Raw genomic sequence first — 14,658 nt, 5'->3', positions numbered from 1 at the left:
AGGGGATGGCGGCGCTACCGAGACTATTCCTTGCTGACGAAGCGCGAGGGGTGCACGTCCATGACGTTCTCGTCAAAGCCCTTGATCTTCGGGGAGACGAGGTTCTTGTAGCTATAGTAGAGCAGCGGGATCTGGCCGACGTCGTCGATCAGGATGCGCTCGGCCTCTTCCATGTCCTTCATGCGGGCCTCAGGCTTGCCACCGTCGGCAGCAGCCTTGTCCATGGCAGCTTCGAACGCCGGGCTGTTGTAGTTCGAGTAGTTGTTACCCGAAGCCTTGCGCGAAATGCCGAGGAAGCTTTCCGGATCCTTGTAGTCGGCGATCCAGCCGGCGCGGGCGACGTCGTAGTCACCCTTCTGCTCGAGATGGCCGTAGTGGGTCTTGGTGTCGGTGTTGAGCAGGGTCACCTCAATGCCGAGCGGCTTGAGCTGTTCCTGGATCGCGACCGCCGTGTTCTTGTGGTTCTCCGATGTGTTGTAGCGGATTTCCATCTTCAGCGGCTTGCCCGGGCCGTAGCCGAGCTTCTCGAGGACCTTCTTGGCTTCGTCCTCGCGGTCGATCTGCGACATCTCGGCGAACTTCGCGACCGAAGGCTTGTAGCCCTCGATACCAGGAGGCACCATCGAGTAGCCAGGCAGCATCGAGTTCTGCCAGACCTTCTCGGCCAGGAAGTCGCGGTCGATGGCCATGGACACGGCATTGCGCAGCTCGACATTGTCCCACGGCGCCTTGTCGGTCTTGATGGCGTAGTAGTAGGTGCCGAGATAGGCGCCGATGCGCAGCTGGTCGCCGAATTTGGCCTTCAGATCAGCCATCTGCTCGGTCGGGATATCGTCGTTCGAGTCGAGCTCGCCGGCCTCGAACCGCTTGATCGCGGTCGAGCGGTCTTCCGTCGGGAAGTAGTTGACGGCGTCGAGCTTGACGTTGGCTGCGTCATGGAACTTCGGGTTCTTGACGAGCTTGATGTGGTCGTTCGGGACGAACTCGGCCAGCGTGAACGCACCGTTGGAAACCAGGTTGCCCGGCTTGATCCAGTCGGCGCCGAGCTTTTCGATCGCAGCCTTGTTCACCGGATAGGTGGACTGGTGGGTCAGCATCTCGAGGAAGTAAGGCGTGGCCGACTTCAGCGTGACCTCGAAGGTGTTGGCGTCGACAGCCTTGACGCCGAGCTCTTCGGCCTTGGCCTTGCCGGTGTTCACGGCTTCGCCGTTCTTCACGACGTAGAGCATCGAGGCGTATTCGGCCGCAGTGGCCGGGTCGAGCAGGCGGCGGAACGAGTAGACGAAATCGTCAGCCGTCACCGGGCTGCCGTCCGACCAGGTGCCGCCCTGACGCAGCTTGAAGGTATAGACGGTGCCGTCATCAGAAACGGTCCAGCTCTCGGCCGCGCCCGGAATGATCTCGGCATCCTTGTCCTGCATCACCAGACCTTCGAACAGGTCGCGCAGGATGTGAGCTTCATAGACAGTCGAGGTCTTGTGCGGATCAAGCGACTCCGGATCGGCCGAATTGCCGCGATTGTAGACGACCTCCGCGAAGGCAGGCATCGACAGCGCGCCCGCCGTCAATGCAAGCGTCGTAGCGAACACAGTCGCTTTCAGCATGTTTTTAAGCATGAGTTTCCATCTCCCAATTAGGCGTGTTCCCCGTAAAACACGGCCTCGCCTGGTTAGCGCCCGAATGCCGGAATTCCCGGTTTCGTTGAGCGGGCCAGCGGCTCCCTACCGCCAGCGGTGGCTGACACTATTCGCGACGAATTTTTATTTCAACACGACTCATGCTCACCTAAAGTCAACTTAAGCAGGTTCAAACCAAGCGACCGATAAAGTACCCCAGCGGCATCAGGGGGATGCGCCCCGTCTCGACATCGGTTCCGGCCTGGGGAAAACCGACCGGCACGACCTCGCCGAGTTCGTCGGGAACCGCCCAGAAAGCAGCGGCATCTGCAAAATTGAAGACGCAGAGCAACTGTTCACCTTCCGCCTCGCGAACGAAAGCCAGCACGTCGTCCTTCGCTTCGAGCAGCCTGATCGAGCCGTGGGCAAGCGGCAGATGCAGCTGTCGCGCTGCCAGCACGGCCCGGTAGTGCGAGAGCACGGAACCTTCGGCGCGATCCTGCCTGTCGACCGCCAGCGCGCGATGTTCCGTCGGTATGGGCAGCCACGGCTTGCCGTCGGAGAAGCCGCCCTGTTCGGCCTGTGCCTCCCACACCATCGGCGTGCGGCAACCATCGCGCCCCTTGAATCCCGGCCAGAAGCGGATGCCGTAGGGATCGCGCAGATCCGCGAAGGCGAGCTCCGCCTCGCCGAAGCCGAGCTCCTCGCCCTGATAGATGCAGATCGAGCCGCGCAGGCAGGCGAGCAGCGCGATCGAGAATTTCGCCATCGCCTCCGGGTCGCCGCCAGGCCGCGTCCAGCGGGTGACATGGCGGACCACGTCATGGTTGGAAAACGCCCAGCACACCCAGCCGTCGGTGACGGCTTTCTCGAAATCGGCGATGCATTGGTGGACATGCTCGGCCGAGAATTTCGGCCCGAGCATGTCGAAGGTGTAGCACATGTCGAGCTTGTCGCCGCCTGAGGTGTAGCTCGCCACCGTCTGCAACGAGCGCTCCCCGTCGCCCACCTCGCCGACCGAGGCGCGCGCGCCGTATTTGTCGAGCAAAGCTCGGAAACGCTTGAGGAATTCGAGGTTCTCGGGCCGCGTCTTGTCGAACAGGTGGTCTTGATATTCGTAGGGGTTTTTCTCGTCGATCTCGCCGGAAACACTCTTTTCCAGCGGCGGATTGTCTCGCAGCCACTTATCGTGGACGTAGAAGTTTACCGTGTCGAGCCGGAAGCCGTCGACGCCGCGCTCGAGCCAGAAGCGCACGGTATCGAGCAGTGCGGCCTGCACCTCGGGATTGTGGAAGTTGAGGTCAGGCTGCGAGGCGAGGAAGTTGTGCAGATAATACTGTCGGCGGGTCGAATCCCATTCCCAGGCCGGCCCGCCGAAGATCGACATCCAGTTGTTGGGCGCGGTTCCATCTGGCTTCGGTTCGGCCCAGACATACCAGTCGGCCCTGGGATTGTTCCGGCTGGCGCGGCTCTCGACAAACCACGGGTGTTTGTCGGACGAATGCGACAGCACCTGGTCGATCATCACCTTGAGCCCAAGGCGGTGGGCCTCGGCGATCATGGCGTCGAAATCGGCGAGCGTTCCGAACATCGGATCGACGTCGCAATAATCGGAGACGTCGTAGCCCATGTCGGCCATCGGTGACTTGAAGAAGGGCGACAGCCACACTGCATCGACGCCAAGCGAAGCTATATAAGGCAGACGGCCGGTGATGCCGGCAAGATCGCCGCTGCCGTCGCCGGTGCTGTCCTGATAGGAGCGTGGATAGATCTGGTAGATGACGCAGCCACGCCACCATTGGTCGACGTCAGACTTGCCCTTGGCCATGCTCACTGTCCCTTTTCCCGACCGGTCACCGGCAATTCACGCATGAAGCAGACACTGCGGCCTGGCACTGTGATGTTTTCCGCCACAGGCCAGGAACCGTCAGATGTCTGCTGCCATGCAAATCCATCGCGTAGCGGCAATGCGAATGGAGCGATGCGCCTCGCCCCGTTGAACAGGACCGCCAACCGGCCGCCTTCACGTGTCCCGTTGCCAAGCAGCATGGCCAGCCGATGCCGGTCGGGCTCATGCCAGTTGGCGTCGTTCATCGGCCGCCCCGCTTCGGTCAACCATTCGATATCTGCGACCGGCGCACCGCTGCGCGCCGCCCCCTGAAGGAACCCCAGGTCCTGAAAAGCAGGTGTTTCCCACCTCAATCTGGAAAGCACTGCCACGAAGTCTTCCAGGCCAACGTCGCGCTCGGCCCAGTCAAGCCAGGTCAGCTCATTATCCTGGGCATAGGCGTTGTTGTTGCCGTGGTGACTGCGGCCGAACTCGTCGCCGGCAGTCAGCATGATCGTGCCTCGCGAGGCGAACAGCGTGGCCAGCAGGGCGCGCATGTCGACCTCCCGTTCGGCCGCTGTCTCGCGATCACTGCTTTCGCCCTCGACGCCATTGTTCCAGGAGAAATTCTCGTTGTGGCCGTCATGGTTGTGCTCGCCATTGGCCTCATTGTGCTTACGCTCGTAGCGGACGAGATCGGCGAGCGTCATCCCGTCATGGGCGGCAATGAAATTGACCGTGCGTGTGACCGGCCCGCTGCCGAAAATATCGGATGAGCCGGCAAGCCGGGTCGCCAGCGCGCCGACAGTGCCGCGGTCGCCGCGCCAGAAACGCCTGACGTCGTCGCGGTAGCGATCGTTCCATTCAAGAAACTCCTGCGGAAAACCACCGAGCCGATAGCCGTTGTGGCCGATGTCCCAGGGCTCAGCGATCAACACGCGGTCGCCGATCACAGGATCGTCGCGCATCGCCTGAAGCAGCGGCGCATTGGCGTCGAACTTGCCGCCGACCCGGCCGAGAACCGGGGCAAGGTCGAAGCGGAAGCCGTCTATGCCCGCATGGCCGACGAAATGCCGGAGACTGTCGAGGACCAGATCCTTCGCCACCGGATGGTCGCAAGCGACGGTGTTGCCGGTGCCGGTGTCGTTGGCGTAGCGGCCGGGATCGTCGGCAGCCAGGCGATAATAGGCGGCGTTGTCGAGCCCGCGCAGCGACAAGGTCGGGCCAAGCTCGTCGCTTTCGGCCGTATGGTTGAAAACGAGATCGAGCAGCACGCTGATGCCCGCGTCATGCAGCGCGGCAACCGTTTCACGGAGATCGGCCAATCCACCGGGCGCGAGGCGCGGGTCGAGCGCCATGAAGGTCACCGGATTGTAGCCCCAGGCATTGGCAAGGCCGAGCGGCGGCAGATGGCGCTCGTCCATGACGGCCGTGACCGGCATCAGTTCCACGGTCGAGACGCCGAGCTTAAGCAAATGCTCGATGATGACAGGCTGAGCGAGCGCCCGGATCGTGCCACGTAGTCGCTTCGGCACATCAGGGTGCCGCATGGTGAAGGCCCGCACCGGCACTTCGTAGATAAGGCCACCCGGCGTGCAGAGCGGCAGTGCAGCCGCTGTCATCGGCTGCGTTTCCGCCACTGCCTTTGGCATCAGCCCGGCGGTATCTCCGCCCTTCCCACGCAGCGCCGTCAGTCGTGAGTCGTAACGATAGGCGCGATCGATCCTGACGGCATATGGATCGACCAGCAGCTTGTCGGGATCAAACCAGAACCCGTCCTCAGGCGCATAGCGGCCATCGGCACGAAAACCGTAGCGGGTGCCCGCACTCAGGCCCGGCACAGACAGGGCAAAGACGCCGTCATCCTCTCGGTGCAGCTGCAGCCGGTCGGTTTCGGCGTTGCCGTCGGCGTCGAAGATCGACACCCACATGCGTTCGGCCGTGCCCGACCATGCGGCAAAGCGAATGCCACTGTCGGTTACGGTCGCGCCGAACCGCGGCCAGTATCCAGCCGCGCCTTCTGTCATCAGGTGATGACGCTCGGCTTGTCGCGGCCGGTATGGGCACGGATGCCGGCGATGTCCTCGGCCGCCTGGATCAGGTCGGCGAGCGCTTTCTGCGTGTCGAGATCGTGGCGTGCCGGGTCGGGTTCGAAGCGCTCGATGTAGACGCGCAAGGTCGCACCCGACGTGCCGGTGCCGGAGAGGCGGAACACGACGCGCGAGCCGCCCTCGAACAGGATGCGGATGCCCTGGTTCTTGCTCACCGAGCCGTCGACCGGATCGTTGTAGGCAAAGTCGTCGGCACTGGCGATCTTCATGCCGCGAACGCTGGCGCCCACCAGCGCGGCGAGCTTGCCCCTGAGTTCGTCGACCAACGCGTTGGCGCGATCGGTCTCAACCTCTTCATAGTCGTGCCGCGAATAGTAGTTGCGGCCGTAGGTCGCCCAGTGCTTGGCGGCGATCTCCCTGGCGCTTTCGCCGCGCACAGCCAGGATGTTGAGCCAGAGCAGAACCGCCCACAGCCCGTCCTTCTCGCGGACATGGTCGGAGCCGGTGCCGGCACTCTCCTCGCCGCAGATCGTCGCCATGCCGGCATCGAGCAGATTGCCGAAGAACTTCCAGCCGGTCGGCGTCTCGTACATTCCGATGCCGAGCTTTTCGGCCACCCGGTCGGCGGCGCCGCTGGTCGGCATCGAGCGGGCGATGCCCTTGAGGCCGGCTTTGTAGCCCGGCGCGAGATGAGCGTTTGCTGCAAGCATCGCCAGAGAATCCGACGGCGTGATGAAGATGCCGCGGCCAATGATCAGGTTGCGATCGCCGTCGCCATCGGAGGCAGCGCCGAAGTCGGGCGCATTCGGCCCCATCATCTCGTCATAGAGATGCTTGGCGTGCACCAGATTGGGGTCAGGATGGTGGCCGCCGAAATCCTCGAGCGGCACGAAATTGCGGGCGGTGCCGTTGGCTGCGCCCAGCCGGCGCTCCAGGATTTCCTTGGCGTATGGTCCTGTCACCGCGTGCATGGCGTCGAAGCGCATGCGGAAGCCCGACTTGAACAAGGCGCGTAGCGCGTCGAAGTCGAACAGGCTCTCCATCAGCTCGGCGTAGTCGGTCACGGGGTCGACGACCTCGACCTTTATGCCGCCAACCTCGAAGGTACCCAGCTTGTCGAGATCGACCGCATCCACGTCGGCGATCTTGTAGCTGCTGATGACCTTGCTGCGGGCATAGATCGCATCCGTCAGCTTCTCGGGCGCGGGACCACCATTCTCGGCATTGTACTTGATGCCGAAATCCTCGTGCGGGCCGCCTGGATTGTGGCTGGCCGACAGGATCAGGCCGCCGAAGGCCTTGCGCTTGCGGATCAGGTTGGAGGCGGCGGGCGTCGACAGGATGCCGCCCTGCCCCACCACCACGCGACCGAAGCCGTTGGCGACCGCCATGGCGATCACCTTCTGGATCACCTCGCGATTGTAGAAGCGGCCGTCGCCGCCGACGACCAGCGTCTTGCCAGCGAAACCCTCGAGCGCATCGAACACCGACTGAACGAAGTTCTCGACATAGTTCGGCTGCTGGAAGACGGGCACCTTCTTGCGCAGGCCCGACGTGCCCGGCTTCTGGTCGTTGTAGGGTGTGGTGGCGACGGTGCGAATCATTCAGGCAGCCCTTTTTGCGAGAAGCTTGCGATAAAGTGCGGCGTATTTCTGGGCACTACGGTCCCATGACACATCGGACTTCATCCCCTGCTTTTGGATGGCGGCCCAGGCAGCCGGGTCGGCATGGAGCGCATTGGCCCGGAGGATCGCGTGGTGGAAGGCGCCGGCATCCTCCGGCGCGAACTGGACACCCGTCGCAACGCCCGCCGCAACCGCCGCCTCATTGGCGTCGATGATGGTGTCAGCCAGGCCGCCGGTCCGCGCCACCAGCGGCACGCAGCCGTAACGCAGGCCGTAGAGCTGGGTCAGACCGCAGGGCTCGAAGCGCGATGGGATCAGGATGCCGTCGGCACCGCCCTGGAGCAGGTGAGACAGCGCCTCATCATAGCCGATGACGACGCCGACACGGCCGCGATGGCGGGCGGCAGCTGCCAACAGCGCGCCTTCCAACCCCGCGTCGCCCGAGCCGAGGATCGCCAGCCTGGCGCCTGAGGCCACCACTGGATCGACGATTGCCGAGAGGATATCGATGCCCTTCTGCCAGGTCAGGCGGCTGACCACGCAATAGAGCGGCCCTTCGTCCTTATCCAGCAGCATGCGCTCCTCGATCGCGCGCTTGTTGGCCTTGCGCCCCTTCAGGCTTTTCGCCGAATAATTCACGGCCAGATGCGTGTCGGTCTCGGGGTTCCAGATGTCGTCGTCGATGCCGTTGACGATGCCGTGCAGGTCGGGCGCGCGCAGGTTGATGAGCCCGTCGAGCCCCATGCCGAAAGCCGGCGACCGGATTTCCTGCGCATAGGTCGGGCTGACAGTTGTGATCGCCCACGCTGCCTGCAAACCTGCCTTGAGGAAGCCGATACCACCGTAATATTCGACGCCGTCGAGCGCCATCGCCTGCTGCGGCAGGCCGAGGCCCGCGAAGATGCTGGCGCCGAACTGGCCCTGGAAGGCGAGATTGTGCACCGTCATCACCGACGGCACGTCAGACGCCTCACCGTAACGCATGTAGGCCAGCGTCATCGCCGACTGCCAGTCATGTGCGTGCACGATATCGGGCTGGTAGTCCTTGATCGCGCCTGCGGCGATGTCGGCGCCAGCCCGCCCAAGGGCCGCGAAACGCCTCCAATTGTCCTGCCAGTCGGCGCCCTTGGCGTCGCCATAAGGCCCGCCGGGTCGGTCGAACAGATGCGGCGCGTCGAGCACAAGCAGGTCCAGGCCCGCGACCTCCGCGGCATGGACCGTCGCCTTGCCGCCCTGCAGCGCCGCATAGTGATGCACCGCCTTCTTTTTCTTGAGCGCGCCCAGCACCACAGGATAGCCCGGAACCAGGCTGCGCATCCGAACGCCCAGCCCGACCAGTGCTTCCGGCAATGCCCCGGTCACGTCGGCCAGCCCGCCGGTCTTGATCAGCGGAAAAATCTCGGGCGTGACCGAAAGTACCTGCACCGGCTAAAGCTCCAGCCTGTTGATCATGTCCTGGGTGATCAGGCAGATGCCCTTTTCGGAGACCCGGAAGCGCTTGGCATCCAGCACCGGGTCCTCGCCGACGACCAGCCCTTCGGGGATGTGTACGCCGTGATCGATGACAACTCTTTTAAGATGGGCATTGCGGCCGACATGACAGGCCGGCAGCATCACCACGTCCTCGAGCGAGGCGAAGGAATTGATGCGCGCACCTGTGAAGATCAGGCTGCGCTTCAGCGATGCGCCTGACACAATGCAGTCGCCGGAGACAAGCGAAGAAATCGCCTGTCCGCGCCGGCCGTCCTCATCGTGGACGAACTTGGCCGGCGGCGTCAGTTCCGCATAGGTCCAGATCGGCCAGTCGCGATCATAAAGATCAAGTTCCGGCGTAACATCGGTCAGGTCGATATTGGCTTCCCAATAGGCGTCGACTGTTCCGACGTCGCGCCAGTACGGTGCAGCCTCCGCCGTCGAGCGCACGCAGGACTTGGTAAAGCGGTGCGCCACTGCCTTACCGTGCTGGACGATGTAAGGGATGATATCCTTGCCGAAGTCGCGGCTCGAGTCCGGCTCGGCGGCGTCGCGGCGCAACTGCTCCATCAGGAACTTGGTCTTGAAGACGTAGATGCCCATCGAGGCCAACGCCAATTCGGGATTGTCGGGAATGCCGGGCGGATCGGCCGGCTTCTCGATGAAGGAAATGATGTTGTCCTTCTTGTCGACATGCATGACGCCGAAACCGGTCGCCTCCATGCGCGGCACTTCCAGGCAGCCAACGGTGACGTCGGCGCCGGCATCGACGTGCTGGCGCAGCATCAGCTCATAATCCATCTTGTAGATGTGGTCGCCGGCGAGGATGACCATGTATTCGGGGCCGTAGGCCTCGATGATGTCGATGTTCTGGTACACCGCGTCGGCGGTGCCTTCGTACCATTGCGTTTCCGAAACACGCTGGCTGGCAGGCAGGATGTCGAAGCTTTCGTTTCGTTCCGGCCTTAGGAAGTTCCAGCCGCGCTGCAGATGGCGGATCAGCGAATGCGCCTTGTACTGGGTGGCGACGCCGAGGCGGCGGATGCCGGAATTCAGCGCGTTGGACAGGGCGAAGTCGATGATGCGCGTCTTGCCGCCGAAATAGACCGCGGGCTTGGCGCGCCGGTCGGTGAGCTCCTTCAGCCGACTGCCACGGCCACCGGCCAGCACATAGGCCATGGCATCGCGGGCCAGTGGCTGGTTTCTCTTCAGTTCCATGGCATCCTCCCTGCTCAGTCCGCCACAAATTCCAGCATGACCGTCGCCAGCGGCGGCAGAAGCAGCGTCGCGGCCGCCCCTCCTCCATCCGCCTGGCTGGCCGTGACCATGCCGCTGTTGCCCTTGCCGGACCCGCCATAAACGAGCGCGTCCGAATTGAAGATTTCCCGCCACTTGCCGGCCTGGGGCAGCGGCACGCGATAATTGTCACGCGGCACCGGCGTGAAATTGGAGATCACGGCGATCGGCGCGCCGCCGGGCGCCTTGCGCAGCCAGGCAAAGACCGAATTCTTGGCGTCGTCGACGATCAGCCACTCGAACCCCTCTGGCTCGCAGTCGCGGGCATGGAGCGCCGGCCGCGAGCGGTAGAGATAGTTGAGGTCGCGCACCAGCTGCCGGACGCCACGATGCGGGGCGAAGTCGAGCAGGTTCCAGTCAAGCGCCCTCTCCTCGCTCCATTCCGAGCGCTGAGCAAACTCCTGCCCCATGAACAGCAGCTTCTTGCCGGGATAGCCCCACATGAAGGCGTAGTAGGCGCGAAGGGTCGCAAATTTCTGCCAGTCGTCGCCAGCCATCTTGTTGAGCAGCGTGCCCTTGCCGTGGACCACCTCGTCATGGGACAGCGGCAGCACGAAATTCTCGCTGAAGGCGTAGAGCAGACCGAAGGTGATCTCGTTGTGGTGGTGCTTGCGGTGGACCGGCTCCTTCGACAGGTACTCCAGCGTGTCGTGCATGAAGCCCATGTTCCACTTGAAGCCGAAGCCCAGTCCGCCCTCATGCACCGGCTGCGACACCTTCGGCCAGGAGGTCGATTCCTCGGCGATCGTCATCACGCCGGGGTGGGCGCCATATACAGCTGCATTCATCTTCTGCAGGAAGCGCACCGCCTCCAAGTTCTCGCGGCCGCCGAATTCGTTGGGGATCCACTCGCCTTCCTTGCGCGAGTAGTCGAGGTACAGCATCGAAGCCACCGCATCCACGCGCAGGCCGTCGACATGGTATTTTTCGGCCCAGTAGAGCGCGTTGTTGACGAGGAACGAGACCACTTCGCGACGGCCGAAATTGTAGATCGCCGTGTTCCAGTCGGGATGGAAGCCCTGCCGCGGGTCGGCGTGCTCGTAAAGTGCCGTCCCGTCGAAATGCGCCAGGCCATGCTCGTCGACAGGGAAATGCGCCGGCACCCAGTCGAGGATGACGCCGACCCCGGCGCGATGGGCGCCGTCGACGAAACGGGCGAAACCGTCGGGGTCACCGAAACGGGCGCTGGGCGCGTAGAGCCCCGTCGTCTGGTAACCCCAGGACGGATCGTAGGGATGCTCCGAAATCGGTAGAAACTCGATATGGGTAAAGCCGGTCTCGATCACATAAGGGATAAGCCTGTCGGCCATCTCGTCCCATGACAGGAACGAGCCATCGTCGCCGCGCTGCCACGAGCCGGCATGAACCTCATAGATGCTGATCGGCTCGCGGCGCTGGTCGGTGCTGCGCCAATAGGCGCGGTGCTTGTCGTCGCCCCATTGGTGATCCAGGGGCGCTGCGGTCACCGAAGCGGTCGCAGGCCGCAGTTCCGAGCGGAAGGCGAACGGGTCGGCCTTGAGCGGCAGGCGCACACCGCGCGCGCCGATGATCTCGAATTTGTAGGGCCTGCCCGGGCCGATATCGGGAATGAATATCTCCCAGATACCGGTGTCCTGGCGATTGCGCATCGGATGGCGACGGCCGTCCCATTCGTTGAAATCGCCGACCACCGACACGCGATGCGCATTTGGCGCCCAGACGGCGAAATGGGTGCCGCTTGCGCCCTCATGCGAAATCAGATGGGCGCCAAGCTTGTCGAACAGCCGCCGGTGCGACCCTTCGGAGATGAAGTAGTCGTCCATCGGTCCAAGCACCGGGCCGAAGCTGTAGGCGTCAGTGACCCACCAGTCGCCGCCGGCATTGCGGGCATGATATTTGAGCGGCTGGCGCTTGCGGATCGAAAGCTTGCCTTCGAAGAAGCCGTCGTCACTGACGCGCTCCAGCTCACCGCATGCCTTGCCTTGCAGTGTATGCGCAGTGACCGTCTCCGCATGCGGGATGAAGCAACGCGCAATGAAGGCCTTGCCTGCCTCCTGAAGCCCGAGCACCGCGAAAGGATCGCCATGAGTGCCGTTGACGATCGCCTCGATATCGCCCTTTGAAGCTCTTGCGAACTCCGGCTTGGTCTCGGCGGCCGCGCGCGGCTTGTTCATGTTGAGGCGTCCCCTCCCAAGGATCGTCGCGAGGTTAGGTCATGCAATCACATCAGGCGGGTACGTTCCAGATTTCTTTCGCATATTGACGAATGGTCCGGTCCGAGGAGAACCAGCCGACGCGGGCGACGTTGCGGATGGCGCGGGCGTACCAGTCGGGACTGTCGCGCCAGACCGTGTCGACCTGCCTCTGCATCGCCGCATAGGCGTCGAAATCGGCAGCGACCATGAACCAGTCGTGCTGGTAGAGGCCGTCCATGAGATCGCGATAGCGGCTCGGATCGTCAGGCGAGAACACGCCTGACGAAATCGCCGCCACCGCCTGCTTGAGCTCCGGCGACGCATCGATCACGGCGCCCGGCTGGTAGCCGTTGCTGCGACGCTCGGCGACTTCCTCAGCGGTCAGGCCGAAGATGAAGATGTTGTCGTCGCCGACATGCTCCTTGATCTCGACATTGGCACCATCGAGCGTGCCGATGGTCAGCGCCCCATTGAGCGCGAACTTCATGTTGCCGGTGCCCGACGCCTCCATGCCAGCCGTCGATATCTGCTCCGACAGGTCGGCCGCCGGCATCAGGATTTCGGCCGCGCTGACATTGTAGTTCGGCACGAACACGACCTTCAGCAAGCCGCGCACCGAGGGGTCGTAATTGATGACCTTGGCCACGTCATTGGCCAATTTGATGATCAGCTTGGCGTTGTGGTAGCTGGGTGCCGCCTTGCCGCCGAAGAACTTGACGCGCGGGATCCAGTCGCGCTCTGGATGCGAGCGGATCTGATCGTAGAGCGCCACCGCCTCGATGATGTTGAGCAACTGGCGCTTGTACTCGTGAATGCGCTTGATCTGGATGTCGAATAGCGCCGACGGATCGACCCTGATGCCCAGCCGTTCGGCAACAAGGTTCGACAGGCGCTCCTTGTTGGCCCGCTTCACCGCCGCGAACCTCTCGCGGAAGGCAGCGTCGCCCGCAAGCGGATCGAGATCGCGGATCGCATCGATATCGTCGAGGAAACGGTCGCCGATCGCCTCGCGCGCCAATCCGGTCAGGCCGGGATTGCACTGGATCAGCCAGCGGCGCGGCGTGATGCCGTTGGTCTTGTTGTTGATGCGGTCGGGATAGAGCCGATGCAGGTCGGCGAACACCGTCTCCTTCATCAGTTCGGTGTGCAGCGCTGACACGCCATTGACGCTGTGCGAGCCGACAAAGGCCAGGTTGCCCATGCGCACGCGCCGGCCGCCATCCTCCTGGATCAGCGAGATGCGGATGATCTGGCCGTCGTCGAACTTGCCCGTCGCCCGCGCTTCGAGCAGCACCTCGGCGTTGATCGCATAGACGATCTGCATATGGCGCGGCAGCAGGCGCTCGAACAGCGGCACCGGCCAGCTTTCCAGCGCCTCGGGCAGCAGCGTGTGGTTGGTGTAGGCGAAGGTACGCTTGGTCAGGCCCCATGCCGTGTCGAAGTCGAGGCCGTGGACGTCCATCAGCAAGCGCATCAGCTCGGGAACGGCGACCGCGGGATGGGTGTCGTTCAGATGGATCGCCGCCTTTTCCGGCAGCGACAGCAGATCGCCATACTGGCTGAGATGGCGCTGGAGGATGTCCTGCAGCGAAGCGGTCGAGAAGAAATACTCCTGTCGGAGCCTGAGCTCCTGGCCCGCCGGCGTCGCATCCGCCGGATAGAGAACGCGAGACAGGGCGTCAGCCTTGTTGCTCTCGGCGAGTGCACCGATGTGATCACCGGCGTTGAACTTGTCGAGCAGGATGGGATCGACCGGCATGCCCGACCACAGGCGCAGCGTGTTCACCCGCGCGCCGCGCCAGCCGACGACAGGTGTGTCATAGGCAACCGCCAGCATATGTTCGATCGGCTTCCAGACATGGCGCTCGAGCCGGCCGTCCTTTGATGTGATCGATTCCACCGAACCGCCGAAGCCGACCTCGAATGCGCGCTCGCGGCGCTCGAACTCCCAGGGGTTGCCGTGTTCCAGCCAGGTCTCCGGCAGCTCGACCTGCCAGCCGCCATGGATTTCCTGACGGAACATGCCGTTGGCATAGCGGATGCCGTAGCCATGGGCAGGAACATCGACGGTCGCCATGCTCTCCATAAAGCAGGCGGCGAGCCGGCCGAGGCCGCCGTTGCCGAGTGCGGCATCGGGCTCGAGCTTGGCGATGACGTCGAATTCGACGCCGAGCGAGGCCAACGCTTCGCGCATCGCCTCCATCAGGCCGAGATTCGAGAACGCGTCCCGCATCAGGCGGCCGATCAGGAACTCAAGCGACAGGTAATAAACCCGCTTGGCGCTCTTTTCGTAGGATTCCTTGGTCGAGGAAATCCATTGGTCGACGATGCGGTCGCGGACGACCTTGATCGAGGCGGTCAGCCAGTCGTGGTCAGTGGCAACCGTGGCGTCCTTGCCGAGCCGGTATTTGAGAGCCTGGAGGATTTCGGCGGCGAGCGCCTCGGGACTGGTGTTTCCCAGCGGTAACCGGGTGATTTCAGGGGTCTCTGCGCGGGTCATCTTGCCTCTCGCGTAGTTAGCCAGTTGGGCAACCTTGTCACTTACCTCCCTCGCCGACACCTATCCTCCCGATCTCATCTTAGATGCAACGAATA

8 protein-coding genes are annotated in these 14,658 nt (G+C 63.3%); all 8 read right to left on the bottom strand.

The window, feature by feature from the left end; all coding sequences use genetic code 11:
- Positions 1–23: 23 nt before the first annotated feature.
- Positions 24–1,616: a peptide ABC transporter substrate-binding protein gene (locus tag B015_RS0106810; protein WP_026226977.1), complete on the bottom strand. Its 1,593-nt coding sequence runs from the start codon at positions 1,614–1,616 to the stop codon at positions 24–26.
- A gap of 190 nt (positions 1,617–1,806) precedes the next feature.
- Positions 1,807–3,444 carry an alpha-glucosidase family protein gene (locus tag B015_RS0106805; RefSeq protein WP_018426924.1) on the bottom strand — a complete coding sequence of 546 codons (1,638 nt, stop codon included), beginning with the start codon at positions 3,442–3,444 and terminating at the stop codon, positions 1,807–1,809.
- Positions 3,445–3,446: 2 nt separating this feature from the next.
- Positions 3,447–5,471: a glycogen debranching protein GlgX gene (gene glgX / locus B015_RS0106800; protein ID WP_018426923.1), complete on the bottom strand. Its 2,025-nt coding sequence runs from the start codon at positions 5,469–5,471 to the stop codon at positions 3,447–3,449.
- Entirely contained in the window at positions 5,471–7,099 is a 1,629-nt protein-coding gene (locus B015_RS0106795; RefSeq protein ID WP_018426922.1) for an alpha-D-glucose phosphate-specific phosphoglucomutase, read from the bottom strand. Before B015_RS0106795 ends, glgX begins: the two co-directional genes overlap by 1 nt.
- On the bottom strand, positions 7,100–8,545 hold the full coding sequence (gene glgA, locus B015_RS0106790) for a glycogen synthase GlgA (RefSeq protein ID WP_018426921.1): 1,446 nt from the start codon (positions 8,543–8,545) through the stop codon (positions 7,100–7,102).
- Positions 8,546–8,548: 3 nt separating this feature from the next.
- Entirely contained in the window at positions 8,549–9,811 is a 1,263-nt protein-coding gene (glgC, locus tag B015_RS0106785) for a glucose-1-phosphate adenylyltransferase (RefSeq protein WP_018426920.1), read from the bottom strand.
- Positions 9,812–9,825: 14 nt separating this feature from the next.
- Positions 9,826–12,042, bottom strand: a complete 2,217-nt coding sequence (gene glgB, locus B015_RS0106780; protein ID WP_018426919.1) for a 1,4-alpha-glucan branching protein GlgB — start codon at positions 12,040–12,042, stop codon at positions 9,826–9,828.
- A gap of 52 nt (positions 12,043–12,094) precedes the next feature.
- On the bottom strand, positions 12,095–14,563 hold the full coding sequence (locus tag B015_RS0106775; RefSeq protein WP_018426918.1) for a glycogen/starch/alpha-glucan phosphorylase: 2,469 nt from the start codon (positions 14,561–14,563) through the stop codon (positions 12,095–12,097).
- Positions 14,564–14,658 lie beyond the last annotated feature (95 nt).

Source organism: Hoeflea sp. 108 (genome assembly GCF_000372965.1).
In the GTDB taxonomy this organism is placed as follows: Bacteria; Pseudomonadota; Alphaproteobacteria; order Rhizobiales; family Rhizobiaceae; genus Aminobacter.
This window is presented reverse-complemented; position numbering and strand designations above follow the sequence as displayed.